This is a genomic window from Acidovorax sp. SDU_ACID1 (assembly GCF_045291395.1).
In the GTDB taxonomy this organism is placed as follows: Bacteria; Pseudomonadota; Gammaproteobacteria; order Burkholderiales; family Burkholderiaceae_C; genus MR-S7.
Genome location: NZ_CP152342.1, coordinates 4,577,532 through 4,598,160, shown reverse-complemented (window position 1 = coordinate 4,598,160; position 20,629 = coordinate 4,577,532). Strand labels below are relative to the sequence as shown.

At 70.8% G+C, this 20,629-nt stretch carries 15 protein-coding genes and 1 pseudogene; 10 read left to right on the top strand and 6 right to left on the bottom strand.

Going from position 1 to position 20,629, the window contains the following annotated elements; genetic code table 11:
• Nucleotides 1-12 precede the first annotated feature (12 nt).
• The 3 genes from AAG689_RS22485 to AAG689_RS22475 all read left to right on the top strand — a co-directional run bounded on the left by AAG689_RS22485 (nt 13) and on the right by AAG689_RS22475 (nt 3,433).
• Nucleotides 13-2,322, top strand: a complete 2,310-nt coding sequence (locus tag AAG689_RS22485; protein WP_406623853.1) for an NADP-dependent malic enzyme — start codon at nt 13-15, stop codon at nt 2,320-2,322.
• Between the two features lie 155 nt (nt 2,323-2,477).
• Nucleotides 2,478-2,882: a ribonuclease domain-containing protein gene (locus tag AAG689_RS22480; protein ID WP_406623852.1), complete on the top strand. Its 405-nt coding sequence runs from the start codon at nt 2,478-2,480 to the stop codon at nt 2,880-2,882.
• Between the two features lie 125 nt (nt 2,883-3,007).
• The gene (locus tag AAG689_RS22475; protein WP_034689962.1) at nt 3,008-3,433 is read left to right on the top strand and encodes a barstar family protein; all 426 of its coding nucleotides are present in this window, start codon (nt 3,008-3,010) and stop codon (nt 3,431-3,433) included.
• A gap of 245 nt (nt 3,434-3,678) precedes the next feature.
• Here AAG689_RS22475 and rsmA read toward each other — a convergent pair whose 3' ends face one another.
• From rsmA to AAG689_RS22460, 3 genes are all read right to left on the bottom strand, one after another.
• Complete coding sequence (gene rsmA, locus AAG689_RS22470) at nt 3,679-4,443, bottom strand: 16S rRNA (adenine(1518)-N(6)/adenine(1519)-N(6))-dimethyltransferase RsmA (protein ID WP_406623851.1); 765 nt, start codon at nt 4,441-4,443, stop codon at nt 3,679-3,681.
• Nucleotides 4,444-4,600: 157 nt separating this feature from the next.
• A complete protein-coding gene (locus AAG689_RS22465) occupies nt 4,601-5,998 on the bottom strand; it encodes a peptidylprolyl isomerase (protein WP_406623850.1) in 1,398 nt (465 codons plus the stop codon).
• A 5-nt stretch (nt 5,999-6,003) separates the two neighbouring features.
• Complete coding sequence (locus tag AAG689_RS22460; RefSeq protein WP_406623849.1) at nt 6,004-8,418, bottom strand: LPS-assembly protein LptD; 2,415 nt, start codon at nt 8,416-8,418, stop codon at nt 6,004-6,006.
• A 63-nt stretch (nt 8,419-8,481) separates the two neighbouring features.
• Here AAG689_RS22460 and AAG689_RS22455 point away from each other — a divergent pair.
• The 7 genes and pseudogenes from AAG689_RS22455 to AAG689_RS22425 all read left to right on the top strand — a co-directional run bounded on the left by AAG689_RS22455 (nt 8,482) and on the right by AAG689_RS22425 (nt 17,030).
• Nucleotides 8,482-9,590: pseudogene (locus AAG689_RS22455) on the top strand (aminoglycoside phosphotransferase family protein).
• 67 nt (nt 9,591-9,657) lie between these two features.
• The gene (locus AAG689_RS22450) at nt 9,658-10,368 is read left to right on the top strand and encodes a 16S rRNA (uracil(1498)-N(3))-methyltransferase (RefSeq protein WP_406623848.1); all 711 of its coding nucleotides are present in this window, start codon (nt 9,658-9,660) and stop codon (nt 10,366-10,368) included.
• Complete coding sequence (locus AAG689_RS22445; RefSeq protein WP_406623847.1) at nt 10,368-11,729, top strand: hypothetical protein; 1,362 nt, start codon at nt 10,368-10,370, stop codon at nt 11,727-11,729. The genes AAG689_RS22450 and AAG689_RS22445 overlap by 1 nt, the downstream gene beginning before the upstream one ends.
• Entirely contained in the window at nt 11,722-12,429 is a 708-nt protein-coding gene (locus tag AAG689_RS22440; protein ID WP_406623846.1) for a hypothetical protein, read from the top strand. Before AAG689_RS22445 ends, AAG689_RS22440 begins: the two co-directional genes overlap by 8 nt.
• Nucleotides 12,426-12,866 carry a GFA family protein gene (locus AAG689_RS22435; RefSeq protein ID WP_406623845.1) on the top strand — a complete coding sequence of 147 codons (441 nt, stop codon included), beginning with the start codon at nt 12,426-12,428 and terminating at the stop codon, nt 12,864-12,866. Before AAG689_RS22440 ends, AAG689_RS22435 begins: the two co-directional genes overlap by 4 nt.
• Before the next feature lie 61 nt (nt 12,867-12,927).
• Nucleotides 12,928-15,774: an ATP-binding protein gene (locus tag AAG689_RS22430; RefSeq protein ID WP_406623844.1), complete on the top strand. Its 2,847-nt coding sequence runs from the start codon at nt 12,928-12,930 to the stop codon at nt 15,772-15,774.
• Between the two features lie 89 nt (nt 15,775-15,863).
• Nucleotides 15,864-17,030, top strand: coding sequence for a GGDEF domain-containing protein (locus AAG689_RS22425; RefSeq protein ID WP_406623843.1), 1,167 nt, complete (start codon nt 15,864-15,866; stop codon nt 17,028-17,030).
• Nucleotides 17,031-17,057: 27 nt separating this feature from the next.
• Here AAG689_RS22425 and AAG689_RS22420 read toward each other — a convergent pair whose 3' ends face one another.
• From AAG689_RS22420 to AAG689_RS22410, 3 genes are read right to left on the bottom strand one after another with little or no spacing between them, the layout of a single operon-like run.
• The gene (locus tag AAG689_RS22420; RefSeq protein ID WP_406623842.1) at nt 17,058-17,903 is read right to left on the bottom strand and encodes an alpha/beta hydrolase; all 846 of its coding nucleotides are present in this window, start codon (nt 17,901-17,903) and stop codon (nt 17,058-17,060) included.
• Nucleotides 17,904-17,917: 14 nt separating this feature from the next.
• On the bottom strand, nt 17,918-19,381 hold the full coding sequence (locus AAG689_RS22415; protein ID WP_406623841.1) for a M20 family metallopeptidase: 1,464 nt from the start codon (nt 19,379-19,381) through the stop codon (nt 17,918-17,920).
• Nucleotides 19,378-20,622 (bottom strand): GGDEF domain-containing protein, encoded by a 1,245-nt coding sequence (locus tag AAG689_RS22410; RefSeq protein WP_406623840.1) that lies wholly within the window; start codon nt 20,620-20,622, stop codon nt 19,378-19,380. Before AAG689_RS22410 ends, AAG689_RS22415 begins: the two co-directional genes overlap by 4 nt.
• Nucleotides 20,623-20,629: the final 7 nt, after the last annotated feature.

Sequence of the window (20,629 nt, the reverse complement as noted above, 5' to 3'; positions counted from 1 at the left end):
TGGAGACGCTCGATGCCCGACAACACGGCCACCAACCTTACCGATAAACGCGCCCTGCTGCGCCGTGCGGCACTGGAGTACCACGAGTTTCCCCAGCCCGGCAAGATCACCATCGCTGCCACCAAGCAGATGATCAACCAGCACGATCTCGCGCTGGCCTACTCGCCCGGCGTGGCCGCGCCCTGCGAGGAGATCGTGAAGGACCCTTCCGCCGCGTTCCGCTACACCGCCCGAGGCAACTTGGTGGGCGTGGTCACCAACGGCACGGCCGTGCTGGGCCTGGGCGACATCGGCGCACTGGCCGGCAAGCCCGTGATGGAGGGCAAGGGCGTCCTGTTCAAGAAGTTCTCGGGCATCGACGTGTTCGACATCGAGATCAACGAGAAGGACCCGGACAAGCTCATCGAGATCATCGCCTCGCTCGAGCCGACCTTCGGAGGCATCAACCTCGAGGACATCAAGGCGCCCGACTGCTTCTACATCGAGCGCAAGCTGCGCGAGCGCATGCACATCCCGGTGTTCCACGATGACCAGCACGGCACGGCCATCGTGGTCGGCGCGGCCGTCCTCAACGGGCTGAAGGTGTCGGGCAAGGACATCCGGCAGGTCAAGCTGGTGGTTTCGGGCGCGGGCGCTGCGGCGCTGGCCTGCCTGGGGCTGCTGGTCAAGCTCGGGCTGCCGCGCGAGAACATCTGGGTCACCGACATCGCCGGCGTGGTCTACCAGGGCCGCACCGAACTCATGGACGACGACAAGGCCCAGTTCGCCCAGAACACACCGCTGCGTACGCTCGCCGAGGTGATCGAGGGCGCCGACGTCTTCCTGGGCCTGTCCGCCGGCGGCGTGCTCAAGCAGGACATGGTGCGCAAGATGGCAGCGCACCCGCTGATCTTCGCGCTGGCCAACCCCAACCCGGAGATCACGCCCGAGGACGTGAAGGAAGTGCGGGACGACGCCATCATCGCCACGGGCCGTACGGACTACCCCAACCAGGTGAACAACGTCCTGTGCTTCCCCTACATCTTCCGGGGCGCGCTGGACTGCGGCGCGACCACCATCACGACGGAGATGGAGATCGCCGCCGTCCACGCCATCGCCGAGCTGGCGCAGGCGGAGCAGAGCGAGGTGGTGGCCGCGGCCTACGTGGGCGAGCCGCTGGCGTTCGGACCGGAATACCTGATTCCCAAGCCGTTCGACCCTCGCCTGATGATGAAGATCGCGCCCGCCGTGGCGCAGGCCGCCAAGGACAGCGGCGTGGCCCAGCGCCCCATCGCGGACATGGACGCCTACCGCGACCACCTGCAGACCTTCGTCTACGCCTCCGGCACCATCATGAAGCCGATCTTCACGGCGGCCAAGCAGGCCACCCTGAAGCGCGTGGCCTTCTCCGAGGGCGAGGAAGAGCGCGTGCTGCGCGCCGCGCAGATCCTGGTGGACGAGCGCGTGGCCCGGCCCACGCTGATCGGCCGCCCGGCCATCATCGCCCAGCGCGTCGAGAAGTTCGGCCTGCGCCTGAAGGAAGGTCAGGACTACGACGTGGTCAACGTGGAGCAGGACCACCGCTACCGCGACTTCTGGCAGACCTACCACCGCATGACCGAGCGCAAGGGCGTCACGGTGTCGATCGCCAAGATCGAGATGCGCCGGCGCCTCACGCTGATCGGCACCATGCTGCTTCACAAGGGCGAAGTGGACGGCCTGATCTGCGGCACCTGGGGCCACACGGCCCACCACCTGCAGTACATCGACCAGGTGATCGGCAAGCGCACGGGCGTGAACACCTACGCCTGCATGAACGCCCTGCTGCTGCCCGACCGCCAGGTGTTCGTGGTGGACACGCACGTCAACTACGACCCCTCCGCCGCGCAGCTGGCCGAGATCACCATCATGGCAGCCGAGGAAATGATGCGTTTCGGCATCAAGCCCAAGGCGGCGCTGCTGTCGCACTCCAACTTCGGCTCCAGCAACCAGCCCAGCGCCGTGAAGATGCGCCAGACGCTGGACCTCCTGCGCGAGCAGGCCCCCTGGCTGGAGGTGGACGGCGAGATGCACGGCGACGTGGCCCTGGACGAGAAGGCACGCACCACGCTCATGCCCCACAGCACTCTGGCCGGCAGCGCCAACCTGCTGGTCATGCCCAACATCGACGCGGCCAACATTTCCTACAACCTGCTCAAGACGGCGGCCGGCGGCGGAATTGCCATCGGCCCCATCCTGCTGGGCGCGGCCGCGCCGGTGCAGGTGCTCACCGCCAGCGCCACGGTGCGCCGCATCGTCAACATGACGGCCCTCACGGTGGCCGACGCCAATGCGTCCCGATAAGGGAAGAAACCAGAGCAAGCGCTAACTATTAACTTCCGTTAACCCCACAGGCGCCTGCCCGCTTTTTGGGCAGGCGCTTGCTTTTTGGGGCCATTTTTGTCACACTATCGGCTCGAAATTTCGGGTAAACCCGTAGTTTCCGAAAGGTGTAGTGGATGTTGAAGGCTGTCGCCATCCGGGCGTACAAGACAGTTGTGGCGTGCGCTCTGGGTGCTGCGTTCGTGCTCGCACCGGCTGCGGCGTCCGCGCGACAGTCCTCCGATTTGCCCGGGGCCGCTCCCGTGGCGCTGGCCGATCTGCCCCTCCAGGGGCGCAAGACCTATGCGCTGATCCTGCAGGGCGGGCCGTTCCCCTATGACAAGGATGGCACGGTGTTCGGCAACCGCGAGCGGTTGCTGCCCCTGCACAAGCGTGGCTACTACCGCGAGTACACCGTGAAGACGCCGGGTGCGCGCGGCCGGGGTGCACGGCGCATCGTCTGTGGCGGCGCTCCGCGCACGCCGGACGCCTGCTACTACACCGGCGACCACTACGCGAGTTTTCGGGAAATTAGGGAATGAGCGCCGAAAGCCTCGCAGCGGGCCGTGGGCCGGCGCGCCATGCCATCGGATCTTCGTCCGACAGCCGCCCCCACGGGCTTGTCGGATATGCCTATCGTGGACCTCTGAAAGAAAGAGCAACGGAGATGGAAACGCCACTTCGTAAAGAACAGGACACTCTCTTGCGCGGCGTGCGCACCAACATCGTGCAGTCGATCCGCGCCTTCCGGGTGCAGGACCTGCAGGACACGGCACGCGCGCTGGGCCAGCACTTCCTGTATGCCAACCTGGCACACGCACAGTCCAAGCAGGACGTGCTCGACCTCATCGCATCGCAGTTCACCTTTCCGCCGCACTTCGGCAAGAACTTCGACGCGCTGTACGACTGCATGACCGACCCGCTGCACAAGTCGGGGCCGCAGCCGGGCTTCATCGTGGTGCTGGAGCAGATCCCGGCCACAGCCAAGTTCGACAAGGAAGCACGCGAGCAACTGCTGGACATCTTCCGCGACGCGGCCGAGTACTGGGGCGACCGCAAGATTCCGTTCCGCTGCTTCTATTCTTTTCTGTAGCCCGTTCCGCAACCGCTGGCCAAGCGGAACGGGCCAGCGAGGCCGCCCTCAGCGCCTCGTCTCCGGCCATCGAGATCGAAGTCGATCTCTCGGGCGAGAAGATGCCCACCGACAAGCTCGTGGACGTGTCGCCGCTGGCGCTGCGCATGAGCAGCCCGTTCAACGCGGGCTATTGGCTCGCGGCAGCGTAGCCGGCTCCCAGCCAAATCGGACTCCAGCGCTTGCCAGTCAAGCGCTGGCAGCTCCTAATTTTGCAGCGACTGGGCCAGTGCGACGTATTCGGCCACGGGCACTTCCTCGGCGCGGCGCTGGGTGTCGAAATCGCCCGACCCGTTGCGCGCCTCGAGCCAGCGGCCCAGGGTGTGGCGCAGCAGCTTGCGCCGCTGGCTGAAGGCCACCTGCACCAGCTCCTCCAGCAGCGCCACGTCCACCGCCGCAGGGTCGGCATGCGGCACCATGCGCACCACGGCGCTGTCCACGCGCGGCGGCGGATCGAACGCCTCGGGCGGCACGAACAGCACGTCTTCCATCGCGTAGCGCCACTGCAGCATGACCGACAGGCGCCCGTAGGCAGCGGTGGAGGGCGCGGCCACCATGCGGTCGATGACTTCCTTTTGCAGCATGAAGTGCTGGTCCTCAATGGACTGCACGTGCTCCAGCAAATGGAACAGGATGGGGCTGGAGATGTTGTAGGGCAGGTTGCCTACCACTCTGATTTTTGGAGCGCCCAGCGCTTGCGCCACCTGCGCAAAATCCACTTTCAGCACATCGGATTCGATGACCTGCAGTTGCCCGTGCTGGCGCAGCCGCGCGGCCAAGTCGCGGTCCAGCTCGATCACGGTGAGGCGGCCCAGGCGCTCGACCAGCGGCTGGGTGAGCGCCGCCAGGCCGGGGCCGATCTCCACCATGGGCTGGCCGGGCTGCGGGGCGATCGCCCGCACGATGGCATCGATGATGCCGCTGTCGGACAGGAAGTGCTGGCCGAAGCGCTTGCGCGGGATGTGCTTCATCTCATTGATCCGTGGCGCTGCGCATGAAACCAGCGCGCCCCAAGCCAGGGCAGCCGAGCAAGGGCCGCCCCGCAGCGAGGGCTGCGTCCCCCTTCCCAGAGCGCGCAGCGCGTGGAGAGAAGGGGAAGCCGCGCAGCGGCTCAGGGGTTGCACCTCATCACTGCGGCGGTTCGCGGTATTCCACGTAGGCCCGGCCGCGCGCCTCCTGGATCCAGGTGGAATAGGCCTCGTCGAGCTTCTTCTCGCGCACCGTGTCGCGCACCATGTCGCGCTGCTCGCGCTGGGTGAGCTTGGCCTCTCGGCGGCCCATGAGCTGGATCAGGTGCACGCCGAAGCGCGACACCACGGGGTGGCTGATCTCGCCGGGCGCGAGCGCATCAAGCACTTCCTCGAACTCGGGCACGTAGCGCCCGGGCGAGGCCCAGCCCAGGTCGCCGCCGTCCTTGGCGCTGCCGTCCTGCGAATACTCGCGCGCCAGCGCGGCGAACTCGGCCTGGCCGCGCACCACGCGGTCGCGCAGGTCTTCCAGCCGCGCCGCGGCCTCGCGCTCGGTCAGGCCGGCGTTGGTGCGCAGCAGGATGTGGCGCGCATGGTTCTGGATGGCCGTGGTGGCCACGCCGCCGTGGGTCTTGTCGATCACCTTGAGCAGGTGGAAGCCTGCGGGCGAGCGCAGCGGCCCCACCACGCTGCCCACATTGGCGTTCTGCACGGCGTTCACGAACAGCTCGGGATAGCGGTCGGCCGGGCGCAGGCCCAGCAGGCCGCCGCTCGTGCCCTCGGGCGCATCGGAATATTCGCGCGCCAGCGCGCCGAAGTCGCCGCCGGCCTGCAGCTTGGCGAGCACCTCCTGCGCGCGCGCGCTGCGCTCGGACGCCTGGGCGGGGCTGGCGTTCTCCGGTACCTGGATGAGGATGTGGGCCAGGTTGAGCTCGAGCTTGTCCACCGCGGCCGACTTCTGCTGGTCGCGCAGGTACTGGTCCACCTCCAGGTCGCTCACGCGCACGCGCGACTCCACGTCGCGCTCGCGCACGCGCAGGGCCAGCAGCTGGCTGCGCAGCTCCTCGCGGAAGCGCTCCTGGCTGATGCCCTCGGCCTCCATGCGGCGGTGCATCTCCTGCAGGCTCAGCTGGTTCTGCCGCGCCACCGACTGCTCGGCCTGCGTGACGGCGTAGTCGTCCACCTTGATGCCGCTTTCCTTGGCCAGCTGCACCTGGATCTTTTCCAGGATGAGGCGTTCGAGCACGTCCTTGAGCAGCAGGTCGCGTGCGGGCAGGCTGCCGCCCTGGCTGGCGACCTGCTGGGCCACGCGGTCGGTCCGCTGGCGCACCTCGTTGTTGGTGATGGGCTCGGAGTTGACCACGGCCACGATGTAGTCGGCCTGGCGCGGCCCGGCCTGGCTGGGCGCGGCCGAACCCGCGGGCGGCAGCAGGGTGGCGGGAGAGGACAGGCGCGGCACGCCGTTGCCGGCCGAGGGCCGCAGCCCCTGGGCCTGCGTGAGCGGCGCCGCAAGCGCGGTCCAGCAGGCCAGGGCGAAGGGGAGGACGCGGTGTTTCATGGCGTTCAATCGTATTGGGTGAAGCGGCTGGGCAGGGCCACGTTTTCGCGCAGGAACTCGTAGCGCGGCACGTTCTGCTTCAGGCTGGTGAGCGGGTTGGAGCCCAGCGACAGGCGCGAGAAGCCGATGAACTCGATCTGGAACATGACGCGCGTGTTGCTCGACGTGTAGCTGCGCTGCAGGCGTTCGAGCACCACGCGGCCGATCCAGCAGCAGCTCTCGTATTCCACGCCGACCACGGTGTCCACGAACTTGCGGTCGCGCAGGCTGTAGTTCAGGCGGCCCACGCCGTACCAGCGCCCGGCGCTGGCGGTAGGCTTGTCGCTGCGGTCGCCCCACAGGTCGTTCAGGGGCCACTGCCAGCCCACGTCGAGCTGCTCGCTAGGCTCGCTGATGAAGTCGGTCACCCGCTGCAGGCGGTAGGCCGCGCTCACCGTGCGGTACTTGCCGGGCGAATAGCGCGCGGCCACCGTGGAGCGCAGGGAGCGGCCGGTCTTGGGGTTGTACTGCACGGTGGCGTCGAAGCCCCACTGCGGCGTCCAGTTCAGGCCCGCGCCCAGCAGCACGTCCGACAGCCGGTCGTTCACCGGGGCTCCGCCGGGCATGGTCACGTTCTGGTCGGAAAAGCGCAGGCGCTGGGCGATGCCGAAGCGCGCGGCCTCGGCGCCGGTGTCGGCGTCCAGCAGGCGCGTGGTCACGCCCAGCGTGAGCAGGTTGTTGTCGGCGATGCGGTCGTTGCCGCCGAAGGCGTTCTCGGTGTAGATGGACGCGAAGTTGAAGTCGGTGGCCGCCGTGTCGTAGACGGGCAGCATGCTCTGGTCGCGGTAGGGCGTGTAGGTGTAGAACGCGCGCGGCTCCAGCGTCTGCAGGAAGCTGCGGCCGAAGTACGCGGCGTCGCGCTCGAACACCAGCCCGCTGTCCAGGCTGAAGGTGGGCAGCGTGCGCGAGGCCGAGCGCTGGCCGTTGGCCAGCAGGTCGTCGAACTCGTAGTTCGTCGCATGCAGCTGCAGCCGCGGCGTGATGAAGCCCGCGGGCGCGAGGAACGGCCGGCTGACCTGGGCCATGGTGTAGCTGCGCCGGCCGTTGGGCTGGTTGTAGAAGCGCCGGTCGGACTGGAAGTGCGTGTAGTCCGCCTCGACCGTGGCATCGAAGCCGCCGGCGAGCTGCAGCGGCGCATAGCGCCAGTGCAGCTGGGGCATGCGGTCGTAGGGCGGGGCGATGGGCGCGCTCACATCCTGCAGCGTCTGCCACTTGAGCGTGCGCAGCACCACCGAGTGGTCGTCCCGCGCCCAGCTCAGCGAGGCGTCGCCCGGCAGCAGGCGCTGGGTGAGCTGGTCGGTGGAATTGCCCGGCCGCATGCCGGTGCGCTGCGTGAAGTCGCGCCAGTAGTCGTCGTCGCTCACGCGCTTGATGTCGACGTTCAGCCCCAGGCCGCCCAGCGGCGTGTCGAACGCCTGGCGGTGGCGCAGGCTGTAGGCCCAGCGGTCCCGGTCGCGCAGGCTGTCGTTGGGCATGTAGTTGACGCCCAGCTCGCCGCTGTAGCGCGGCTCCAGGTAGCGGAATTCGGCGCCCAGCGAAAGGCCGCGCTTGCTCATGAGCACGGGGGTGATGGTGGCGTCGCGGTTGGGCGCGATGTTCCAGTAGTACGGCTGGGCGTATTCCACGCCGCTCAGGTTGTCCAGCCCGATGGTGGGCGGCAGCAGGCCGGACTTGCGCCGGTCCGACAGCGGGAAGGTGATGCGCGGCACCGGCAGGATGGGCACGCCCTTGAACTCCAGCACGCCGTCCTCGGCCGTGCCCACGTCCTCCACGCGGTCCAGGTGGATGCGCTTGGCGCGCAGGATCCAGTCGGGCTGCCAGCTCGTCTCGTCGGTGCGCTCGCAGGTGGTGTAGGTGGCCTCGTGCACCACGGAGCGGTCGCGGTCCAGGAAGTCCACGCGCGCCGCCTCGCCATGGGCCGAGGTCTCCAGGAAACGGTAGCGCGCCCCGCTGAAGAAACCGCTGAAGGCGTCCACGCGCAGGTCCAGCTCGGAGCCCTCGTAGCGGTTGCCGGCGCGGTTGATGCGCACGTTGCCGCTGGCCTGGGCGCGGTCCTCGGGCACGTCGTAGTCCATGCGGTCGGCCTGGATCACGGTGTCGCCGCGGCGCAGCTCGGCGTTGCCCTCGATGGTGGCGCGGATGTCCGGCTGGCCGGTGACCTGGTCGCCGCGCACGAACACCGGCATCTGCTGGCGCACGCCGTAGGGCAGCGTCTCCTGCAGCCGCGGGCTGGGGCGCAGCGCCGGCGGCGCCTCCTCGGCCGCGGCCTGCGCCTGGGCCAGCGCCGACAGCGGCAGGCCGCACAGCATCAGGGCGGCCAGCCGCGCGAGCGGGCGCAGCAGGGGGGCGGGCGGGTCGGAGGGCAGGAAAGGTCGATCCATGGAGTGAGGCGAGGGGCTGCGCGGCTTCAAGCAGCCAGGCCGGTTTGTAGAATCGGATTATCCATGAGCCACCCCTCCCCTTTTCCGCCGGCAGGCAGCGCCCGCGCGGCCGTCGCCTGGAGCGATCCGGCCCGCCAGGCCGCCTTCGAGGCCTGGCTTTCCCCCTCGTTCCCGCCCACGGCCTGCTGCCCGCGACGCTGCGCCCTGCGTCCGCCGACGCGAGCTTTCGCCGCTACCTGCGGCTGGACACGCAATCCGGCGCCAGCCTGGTCGTGATGGATGCGCCGCCGGAGAAGGAAGACTGCCGCCCGTTCGTGCACGTGCAGGCGCTGCTGCACGCGGCCGGCCTGCGCGTGCCGCAGATCCTGGCCTGGGACGAGGCCCACGGCTTCATGCTGCTGACCGACTTGGGCATCCAGACGGCCATCGAGCGCCTGGATGCGCGCGACCCGCAGGCCGCGCACGCCTGGTATGTGCAGGCGGTGGGCCTGCTGATCGACTGGCAGCGCGCCAGCCGGCCCGGCGCGCTGCCGGCCTATGACGACGCCCTGCTGCGCCGCGAGCTGCAGCTCTTTCCCGACTGGTACATCGCCCGCCACCGCGCCATCCCGCTCACCGGCGCGCAGCAGGCCGTGCTGGCCAAGGCCTTCGACGCCATCGTCGCCCAGAACCTGGCCGCGCCCAGCGTGTTCGTGCACCGCGACTTCATGATGCGCAACCTCATGGTGGGCGAGGACGGGCGCCTGGGCGTGCTGGACTTCCAGGACGCGGTGCTGGGCCCCGTGACCTACGACATCGCCAGCCTGCTGCGCGACGCGTTCATCAGCTGGGAAGAGGATTTCGTCATCGACATTACCGTGCGTTACTGGGAAAAGGCCCGGCGCACGGGCATCCTCGGCGCCGCCAGCAGCAGCGGCTGGGGCGCGGACTTCGGCGAGTTCTACCGCGCGGTGGACTGGATGGCACTGCAGCGCCACCTCAAGGTGGCCGGCATCTTCGCGCGGCTCACGCTGCGCGACGGCAAGCCCAAGTACCTGCAGGACGCGCCGCGCTTCATCCACTACATCCGCCAGACGGCCGGGCGCTACCGCGAGCTGTCGCCCCTGCTGCGGCTGGTGGACGAGATCGAAGGCACCCAGGCCCCCGTGGGCTATGCCTTCGGACGCGTCTAGGTTTACCAACGAAAACGGCCTCCAGCGCTTATCCAGCAAGCGCTAGCAGCTACTTTTTTTGAAGCACATGCCCCGTTTCCACTGCCCCCTGCCCCTGGCCACCGGCGCGCGCATCGCGCTGCCGCCCACGGCCGCGCGCCATGTGCAGGTGCTGCGCCTGCAGCCGGGCGACGCGGTCACGCTGTTCAACGGCGAGGGCGGGGAATGGTCAGCCGCCGTCACCCGCATGGGCCGCTCCGACGTGGAGGTGGAAGTGGGCGCGCACGCGGCCATCGAGCGCGAGGCCGCGCGCGCCGTGCACCTCGTCGTGGGCATGCCCGCCAACGAGCGCATGGACTGGCTGGTGGAAAAAGCCACCGAACTCGGCGCCGCCAGCATCCAGCCCGTGGCCGCCGCACGCAGCGTGCTCAAGCTGGCCGGCGAGCGCGCCGCCAAGCGCCAGGCCCATTGGCAGGCCATCGCCGTGGCAGCCTGCGAGCAGTGCGGGCGCAACCGCGTGCCGCCGGTCGCCGCCCCGCTGCCGCTGGCGGACTGGCTGCGCCGGCCTGCGGCAGAAGGCGCGCGCCTGCTGCTGTCGCTGCGCGACGGTGCCCGCCCCCTGCAGGAGGCCGCTGGCCATGCGGGCGCGGTGTGGGTGCTGCACGGCCCCGAAGGCGGATTGAGCGTGCAGGAAGAAGACGCCGCGCTGGCCCAGGGCTTCGCGCCCGCCAGCCTGGGCGCGCGCGTGCTGCGGGCCGAGACGGCCTCCGTCGCCGCGCTGGCCGTGCTGGGGCTCTGATGCACAGCGAGATGGACGAGAGCGCCGCATTCGGCGCTGAACTGGGCGCCGTGGCCGACTTCTTCCGCGACGGCTACCTGTTCGGCGACGCCGCCGCCGACGCGCCCCTGCTCGGCCGCATCACGCGCCAGCAGCCGCTCACGCAGGCCTTGAGCGGCCTGTTCCACGGCCCCGCCGCGCTGGTGCAGCTGCGCGTATGGGTGTTCCTGCAGCTCGCCTCGCAGGGCGACGCGCAATGGCCGCGCGAGCGCATCGACGAGCTCTTCAACGCCCTGCGCCCCGAGGCGCTGGACACCGTGCTCAAACGCCTGCGCGACGTGGGCCTGCTGGCCTGGGACGAGACCCAGCGCGCCTACGCCCTGCCCCCGCTGGCCCAGCGCGTGGCCGCCCTGCTGACGCCGCTGGCCGCCGACGCCCCCGCCGCCAACGAGGAAGGCGACGCCGACGGCGGCGAGCTGGCCGCCCTGCTCGGCCAGGTGGTCGGCGCCAACCAGCTCGGCAGCGTGGACGCCGCCCAGGTGCAGATGCTGCACGCGCAGCTCGCGCGGCTGCACGGCGAGTTCGCCGACGCCATCGCCAGCGGCTCCGAGTTCCGCCTGCGCGAGGCGCGCAAGCGCTACGACCGCGCCGCCACGCTCATCGACCGCGCGTCCGACGCCATCAGCGCCCTCATCGGCAACGCCCAGGGCCACCTGCTGCTGGAGCGCGCCGCGCGCGGCCTGGGCCAAGCCCAGTCGCGCCTGCTGGCCATGGCCAGCCAGTTCAACCGCGCGCTGCAGCAGGTGGACCGCCAGCGCGTGACGCTGGGCACCACCGGCATCACCAGCACCGACGTCAAGCGCTGGCTGCAGACCGCGCCCGCGCCGCACCGCCTGCTGGACGGCGCGCTGGCCCAGCCCACGCAACTGGCCACGCTGGCGCCGCACGAGCTGCTGGACGTGGTGGAGGCCGAGTTCGAGCGCGACCGCCCCCAGGCCGCCCTGCCCGACACCCTGCCCGCCGCCCAGAGCGCGCCGCCCGGTACCCTCGCCGCCGTGGCCCTGCCGCGCGAACTGGGCGACCTGAACGCGCTGCTGGCCGAGTGGACCGGCGGCGACCCCGGCACCGCCCGCACCGTGGCCGACGCCCTGCTGGGCCCGCGCCCCGGCGCCGCGCGCTACGCCCAGGTGGCCTACAAGGCACAGCTCATGCCCCTGCTGGGCGACCCGCAGGCCGCCGTGCTGCCCGGGCTGACCGGCGCGCTGGCGCGCCAGCCCTGGCGCATCGCCTGGGACGGCGGCGCCGAACCCATCGACCACCACCAGGTCGCACTGCTGAGCCGCGGCACGCTGGTGCCCGCCAAGGAAGACACGCATGGATGACGCCGCCCTGTTGATCGCCGAACTGCTCACCCGCCGCTGGCTGCCGCGCAGCCACCCGCGCGTGAAGCGCGCGCTGGTCGACGCCGAGCTTTTCGCCCAGGTCGAGCAGCGCCTGGCCCAGTCCGGCCTGCGCTGGATGGACAGCATCTACGCCGACCACGTCAGCGTGGCCCTGCTGCCCGCCGCCCAGAACGGCGTGCTGGGCGAAGCCGGGCTCAACGCCAACAACAACCTGGAGCTGCCGCGCGACGCGCAGGCGCTGCTGGTCGTGCTGTGGGCGCTCATCGTTTTGCCCAAGCGCGAGCGCCAGACCAGCCGCGCACAGGAAGGCGATGCGGGCCAGAGCGACTTCTTCCCCGCCGCCAAGCCCCTGCCCCAGGCCGCCAGCGTCAGCCCCGTGCTCTCGTACAAGGCGCTGCTGGAAGACTACGGCCCCCAGCTCGGCAAGAAGCTGCGCCTGGACGCCAACCTCAAGCTGCTGGAGCGCCACGGCTTCATCCTGCGCCGCCAGGACGAGATTGCCGAAGGGCCGCTGCTGGACGTGCTGCTGGACTACGACGTGCTCGCCCCGCGCATCCTCGACGGGGCGCTGGCCGACGTGCTGGCGCGCGAGCGGGCCGCTGACGATCACGAGCAAAATCAGGCTCCAGCGCATGACCATCAAGCGCAAGAAGCTATCAATACAGGAGCATCCACATGACCGCGTCACGCAAGAGCCCCGCACTGCTCAAGGAAATCGGCGGAGTCCGCATACAGCCCCGGCACCGGGCGTCGTGCCACTGCGGCGCGGTGGTGCTGGAGTTGAGCCTGCCCGACGGCGTGGTCGACCCCCGCCGCTGCAATTGCTCCATGTGCCGGCGCAGGGGCGCGGTCGTCGCGTCCGTGCCGCTGGACGGCATCCGCATCGTGCAGGGCGCCGAGCATCTGAAGCTCTACCAGTTCAACACGTTCACGGCCAAGCACTACTTCTGCGGGAACTGCGGCATCTACACGCACCACCAGCGCCGCTCCAACCCCAGCCAGTACGGCTACAACGTGGGCTGCCTGGAGGGCGTCGATCCCTTCGCCATCGGCGACGTGCCGACCAACGACGGCGTCAACCATCCGGCGGACCGGCTCAAGCCCGGCGCCTCCTGAGTCATTTCGAGCGCCAGCGCCCGTCCATTGCGCGCGAGCAGCCATCCCCACAAGAGCACCCGTGTTCCACCTTCAAACCCTCGAACTCGTCCACTGGGACTACTGCCAGCGCGTCTCCCTGCCGCTGGACGCCTCCATCATCACCATCGCCGGCCCCAACGGCTCCGGCAAGACCACGCTGCTGGACGCCCTGCGCACGCTGCTCGGCCTGCGCTGCTCGGCCCCGCGCGACTACCGCACCTATGCGCGCCACGCGGGCGCGCAGACGGCGTGGCTGCGCGCCGTGGTGGACAACCGGCCGCAGGGGCGGCAAAGCTCCAGCCGGCCGTTCGCGCGCCGGCTGCTCTACGCCGACCAGGTGACGCTGGCCTGCCGCATCGACAAGAACGGTGGCGACTGGCAGCGGCGCTACTGCCTGCTGGAGGGCGACGTGTCCATCGAGCAGCTGGTGGACACGCCCGAGAAGGACCTGGGCTTCATCGGCGTGGAAGCCTGGGGCCGCGTGCTGTCCGCCGCCGGCCTGTCGCCGGCCATTGCACGCGTGCTCTCGCTGGAGCAGGGGCAGACCGACCGGCTGTGCGAATTCAGCCCGCGCGAACTGCTGCGCCTCGTGTTCGATGTGTTCGGCGACCAGCAGGTGCTGGACGCCTACGACCAGGCGCGCGAGCACCAGCAGCAGCTCGCCCGCGAGATGGTGCAGGCCGAGCGCGAGCTGCAGCACAGCCGCGCGCAGCTGGCCGAGCTGCACAACCGCGTGACCAGCTACAAGACCTGGCAGATGCGGCTGGCCGAGCGCGAGCGCCTGGCCACCGAGGTGCTGCCCGTGCTCGCCTGGTGGGGCGAGCGCGAGGGGCTGGCGAAACAGTCGCGCGAGCTGCGCCGCCACAAGGCCCAGCACCGCGCCGCGCTGGCCGACCAGGCAGTGCAGAACAAGCGCCTGCTGCACCTGCTGGAGGAAAGCGCCCGCGCCCAGCAGCAGGCCGAGCAATTGCGCGTGGAGCGCGACCAGGCCCGCGCCCAGCTCGACGAAGCCACGCGCCACGAAGCGCCGCTGGAGAAACTGGCCCAGCGCGCGCAGGAACTGCTGGCCCTGGTGGACAAGGGCAGCGACGCGGGCGACCTGCAGGCCCATCTGGCCCAGCTGCAGGCGCAGGAATCGGCCCTGCAGGACGAGCGCGCCGCGCTGGCCCAGCGCCGCAAGCTGGCCGCCGCGCAGCTCGCCGCGCTGGAAGGCCAGCACCTGCCGCCGCTGCCGTCCGAGGTGCAGAAATTCCGCCGTGCGCTCAGCGCGCAAGGCATCGGCCACCGCTTCGTGGCCGAGGTGGTGGAGGTGCAGGACGAGCGCTGGCGCGCCGCCGTCGAGGGTGTGCTGCGGGGCCACCGCTGGGTGGCGCTGCTGGACAAGGAGCAGGACCTGGCCGAGGCCTACGAAACCGGCGAGCGCGAGCGCTACCGGCACTACATCGTCGGCCCCGGGCAGAACGCCATGGAAACCGCCCTGCGCGGCGAGGACGGCACGCTGCTGGCGCACGTGAAGTTCACCGCCCCCGTGCCGCGCTGGCTGGTGCAGCAGCTGCAGCAGCTGCGCTGCGTGGCCGACCCGCGCGAGGGCAAGAGGCTGGGCGGCACATGGATCACACCCCAGGCCTACATGCACGACGGGCGCGGCGCGCGCTCCATGTGGGTCGACGCGCACGAGCACCAGTTCGGCGCCGCCGCCGTGCACGCGCGCCGCACCGCGGCCGAGCGCGAGCTGGCCCGCATCGACGCGCAGCTCGCACCGGTGCTGGACACGCTGCTGGCCCTCAAGCGCCAGATCACCGACACGCGCCGCGCGCTGGAGGGCCACAGCGCCGCCGAGGAGCTGGCGCGCCGCAGCGACGAGTTCGCCCAGGCGCGCGAGCAGCTGCCCGGCGCCAGGCAGGCACGCGTGGCCGCCGCCCAGCTCTGGCAGCGGCTGGAGCAGGACACGGGCCGCGCCCACGACCGCCACCGCGCGTTTTCCGAGGAGCACAAGCGCCTGGAACAGCAGCTGCAGCGCGCACGCGGCGAGAGCGAGCGCGCCGCGCAGGACTGGAGCGCGCGCCGCCGCCAGCAGCAAGGCGCGGTGGCGCGCAGCCAGGCGCAGCGCGCGCAGTTCCCCGCGCGCTGGATCGCACCCGGCGCCATCGCCCAGCTGGCCGACGAATACGTGAACGACACCCAGGCCCGCCTGCGCCTGCACGCCGTGGAGCAGGAACTGGAGCAGGGCGCCTGGGAGCAGGACGCCACGGTGGAAGAGCGCCACCGCCGCATGGACGTGGCGGTGCGCGAGCAGGCCGCAAGCCTGTCGGACCACCAGGTGAAGAACGCCCAGGCCCAGACCGCCGTGCTGAACGCGCGCGAGAGCTACATCGAGGTGCTGCGCAGCACCGTGCGCCGCTACCGCAAGAACATCCAGGAGCTGGGCCAGCTCGCGGGCGTGGAGGTGGCGGCCGACCTGCCTCTCTTGGAAAACGAAGACGCCGTGCTGGCCCAGGCGGGCCTGAAGGTGCACTTCGCCTTCGACGGCAAGGGCAGCATCGGCCTGAACGACGGCGAGGCCTCGGGCGGGCAGCAGGTCATCAAGTCGCTGATCCTTCTGGTGGGCCTGCTCAAGGACGAGGAAAGCGGCTCGGGCGGCTTCGTGTTCATCGACGAGCCCTTCGCCCACCTGGACGTGCGCAACATCCAGCTCGTCGGCCACTTCCTGCGCTCCACGCGCGCGCAGTACGTGCTGACCACGCCGATCACGCACAACCTGGAGGTGTTCGAGCCCGCCGAGATCACCCTGGTCACGAGCAAGAAGCCGCGCGAGAGCCGCTGGGCGCCGCCCATCGCGGTGGCCAAGCGGCGCGGCGTGCCGGAGCTGCGGCCCATCGCGGCCTGACCGTCCAAGGGGTTTCCTGCCTACATCCAGCCGCCGCTGCCGGCCTAAGATGCGGACGGCGCCGAGCGCGCAAGGAAAGGAACCCGCCCGTGGACCAGGAGGCCGTGGCCCGCACCCTGCCGCAGCGCGTGCTGGACGCGCTCATCACCCGCGACCCCCACCAGCGGCTGCGGCTGGCGATGACGGGCCTGGCCGCCCTGCTCATGCTCTGCTGCATCGCCGCCATGCACCTGGTGGCCGCCGCCGGACTGACGGCCGCGCGGCCCGTGCACTGGTGGACGCTGGCCTGCGCCACCGGCCTGGCGGCGGTCTACGCACTGATCCGCAGCGGCTACAGCAGCCGCTGGCACGACCCCGCGCTCACGCTGCTGCAGATCGTCTACGCCATCGCCTGCAATGCCACGGCCTACGTGATCGCCGGGCCGGCACGCGGCATCGCGCTGCCCATCCTGGCGGTGATCCTGATGTTCGGCATCTTCGGCCTGACGCCGCGGCAGATGGTGGGCGTGCTGGTCTACGGGCTGGCGGTGTTCGGCCTCGCCTCGGCCGTGGTGCAGTGGTGGTACCCGCCCGGCGGCCAGCCGGCGGCGCTGGCCGGCGCCTACATGGTGATGATCGTGGTGGTGCTGCTCAGCAGCACCTTCCTCAACATGCGCATGCATGCCACGCGCGAGAAGCTGCGGCGGCAGAAGGCCGAGCTGGCGCATGCCGTGGAGCAGGTGCGCGAGCTGGCCACGCGCGACGAGCTCACCGGCCTGCCCAACCGGCGCTACATGCTGGAGATGATGCGACTGGAAGGGCTGCGCGTGCGCCGCGGCGGCCACCCGGTGCTGATGGCGCAGCTGGACCTGGACCACTTCAAGGCCGTCAACGACACCCACGGCCACGCCGGCGGCGATTTGGCGCTGCAGGCTTTCGCGCGCACGGTGCTGGCCAGCGTGCGCGCCACCGACATCCTGGCGCGCTGGGGCGGCGAGGAGTTCGTGCTGCTCATGGCCGGCACCACGCCCGAGGACGGCGCGCGCCTGCTGGAGCGCGTGCGCGCGGCCGTGGCGGCGTCGCCGGTGGCGCTGCCCGCGGGCGGCACGGTGCGCCTGACCGTGTCGGTGGGCGCCGCCCGGCTGCACGCCGGCGAGACGCCCGTGGCCCTGCTGCAGCGGGCCGACGCGGCCCTCTACGAGGCCAAGCGCCAGGGACGCAACCGCGTGGTGTGGGCGGGGCAGGATGCTCCCGAAACAATAGCTTCCAGCGCTTGATGGACAAGCGCCAGAGGCCGATTTCGCTTAGAACCTTTCCCCGAGCCAATGCCCCAGCGCCGTGAAGACGGGCTGGGCTTCGCGCTCGTTGAAGATCTCGTGGTACAGCCCCGCGAAGCCTTGCGCGGCCAACACGTCCTGCGGCGCGGCAGCGGCGAAGACCTGGCTGCCGGCGGGGTCCACGATGCGGTCGTCCTCGCCCCAGAGCAGCAGCGTGGGCACGCTCCATTGCGGCGCATGGGCCACCGTGACGGGGCCGGCGTCGGCGATATAGCGCGCCAGGCGGGCGCAGATGCGGTCGTGGCAGCGCCGGTCGGCCCGGTAGGCTGCGACCACGTCCGCGTCGTGCGACAGGAAATCCGCGTCCAGGCCGTTGCCTACGCGCAGGTTCGGCACCAGGCGCGGCAGCGTGGCCAGCAGGAGTTTCTGCACGGGGTTCAGGAAGGCAGCGAGCGCAGGCGACGAAAGCACCAGCGCCTCCACGGGCCGCACGCCCCGCGCCACCAGGTGCGCGGCCACCAGCCCGCCCATGCTGTGGCCCAGCAGCACCAGCGGCTCGCCCGGGCGCATGCGCGCGCGCGTGGCGTCGATCAGATCGGCCAGGTCGTCTTCCAGGCGCAGGTCGCTGGTCAGGCCGCCGCGCGGGCCGCCCGACTCGCCATGGCCGTAGTGGTCGTAGCTGCGCACGGCGAACCCCCAGCCGTTCAGGCGCGCGGCGAGCATGCGGTAGCGGGCCGAGTGCTCGCCCAGCCCGTGCACGACAAGCACGGTGCCGCGCCGCTCGCGGGTGGGCAGCGGCCAGTCGCGCACGGCGAGGTTCTCGCCGTCGCCGGCGGTGAAGGGGCTCAGCGTGGACTCGGGCAGGTCCTGCATGGCGGGAGCGGTGTTCAGGCAGGCAGGGCAGCGACCACCTGGGCCACGGCGGCGGTGAGGCGCTTGGCGTAAGGCACGTGCAGGAATTCGTTGGGGCCGTGCGCATTGCTCTTGGGGCCGAGCACGCCGCAGACCATCATCTGCGCCTTGGGGAAGCCCTGGCTCAGCATGTTCATGAGCGGGATGGTGCCGCCCTGGCCGATGTAGCCGCAGGGCGCGCCGAAGTGCGCCTGGCTGGCGGCGTCCAGCGCCTGGGCGAACCACGGATCGATGGCCGGGGCGTTCCAGCCACTGGCGGCGCCGTCGGGCGCGAAGGTCACGCGGGCCTGGTAGGGTGCGTTGTCCTCCAGCAAGGCCTTCATTTCCTGCACGCAGGCGCCCGCGTCCACCAGCGGCGGCAGGCGCAGGCTGAGCTTGAAGGCGGTGTAGGGGCGCAGCACGTTGCCCGCGTCCCGCAGGGCGGGGAAGCCCTCGGCGCCGGTGACGCTGAGCGTGGGCTGCCAGGTGCGGCGGATCAGCGCCTCGACCGGGTCGGTGGTGGTGGGCAGCGCGAACACCGTGCTGCCGCCGCAGTCGTGGTGCGCCCAGGGAAAGCGCTTGTAGACCTCGTCGCCCAGGATGGCGGCGGTGGCGCGCGCCTGCGCCAGGCGGTCGGCAGGCATCTCGCAGTGGAAGCTGGCGGGCAGCAGGCGCCCGGTGGTCGAGTCTTCCAGCCGGTCGAGCACCTGCCGCATGATGCGGAACGACGAGGGCACGAGCCCGGACGAGTCGCCCGAGTGCACGCCCTCGGTGAGGATCTCCACCTTCAGCGTGCCGCTGGCCATGCCGCGCAGGCTGGTGGTGAGCCAGAGCTGGTCGTAGTTGCCGGCGCCCGAGTCCAGGCAGATGACCAGCGCCACGTCGCCCAGGCGTCCGCGCAGCAGGTCGATGTAGGGCAGCAGGTCGGCGGAGCCGCTCTCCTCGCAGGTCTCGATCAGGCCGACGATGCGCGGATGCGGCACGTTCTGGCGCTGCAGCTCCTGCACCGCGGCGATGCTGGCGTAGACCGCGTAGCCGTCGTCGGCGCCGCCGCGGCCGTAGAGCTTGCCGTCCTCGTACTTGGGGGTCCAGGGCCCCAGGTCGGCGCGCCAGCCCTCGAACTCGGGCTGCTTGTCCAGGTGGCCGTACATCAGGACCGTCTGCGTGGACTGCGGCCGGGTGGCCTCCACCTCGAAGAACAGCACCGGCGTGCGGCCGTCCAGGCGCACGATCTCCAGGCGCAGGCCAGCGACCTTCTGCGCCTCCACCCACTGCGCGGCGTTGCGCAGCACGGTTTCCAGATGGCCCTGCGCGCGCCAGTCGGGCGAGAAGCCGGGGGATTTGGCGGGAATGCGGATGTAGTCGGTGAGCTGGCGCAGGATGTCCTCATCCCATACGCGGCCCACGCGCTCCAGCGCCAGGGCGGTGTCGAGTGCGGCGGCGGGCAGGCGGGCGGTCATGGCAGTTCCTCGGAGCGATGGGGAAAGGGCACAGGATACGCCAGCCCCTCCGGCCTCTGCATGGGCAGGGTGGGCGGGCCGTCGCGCGGCAGCAAGGCGCCCTCGACGCGGTTGCGCCCGGCCGCCTTGGCGGCGTAGAGCGCCTGGTCAGCGGTGTGGATCAGCAGGTCGCCGTGGTCGCCCTGCTCCAGCCGCCCGCCGCAGACGCCGATGCTCACGGTGACGGGCAGCGCCCGGCCTTCGTGCATGCAGGGCGTCTGCGCGACCGCCTGGCGCAGCACTTCGGCCAGTTCCATGGCGCCGCGCAGGGGCGTGTCGGGCAGCAGCACGAGGAATTCCTCGCCGCCGTAGCGGCCCACCAGGTCCTGTGCGCGCAGGCGGGTGCGCAGCATGGCCGCCACATGGCACAGCACCTGGTCGCCGGCGAGGTGGCCGCGCGTGTCGTTGACGGCCTTGAAATGGTCGATGTCCAGCATCATCAGCGCGTAGGGCTCGCGCGTGCGCACGGCACGCGCCACGTCACGCTCCAGCGCAGCGATGAGCGAGCGGCGGTTGGCCACGCCGGTGAGCGCATCGTGCGCCGCGAAGTGGCGGTTGGCCGCATCGGCCCGGTCCTTGGCCATGACGATGAAGCCCAGCGACGACAGGACGACGACGACGAACGCCGCCATGAAGACGAGAGACTGCATGCCGCTGCCGCGCATCAGCCCTTCGACCGAGGTGCCGTTGGTGAGCTCCAGCACGCCGCGCACCGACAGCAGCATCACCTGTAGCGCCACCCCCACCGACAGCAGCACCGCGCCGCGCAGCTGCGGCGGCGGCTGCGGCCGCCACAGTGCCCACAGGATCAGGAGCAGTTGCAGCGGCAGCAGTGTGCTCGTCACTATCAGGCGCGCGCGGTAGTCGTCGATGAACACGGCGAACAGCAGCGCCATGACGAGCACCGGCGGCACCATCCGCCGCCAGGGCATCTCCCGCCCCTGGAACTGGTGCACGGCCGCCAGCACCAGCGCGAAGGTGCCCGACAGCAGCGTGTTGGCCAGCACGATGCTGGCCCAGTCGGGCGCCACGCCGCGCAGCGTGTACAGGATGTAGGTGGCGGTGTGCAGCATCAACGCCAGCGCCCACAGGCCCATGCCCTCGCGGCGCCCCGGTTGCATGGCCGCGAGGGAGCACGCCATGGTGAGCGATGCTGCCGCAGTCATCAGCAGCATGGTGGGAACGTCGAGGTGCGGCAGCATGAGGCGA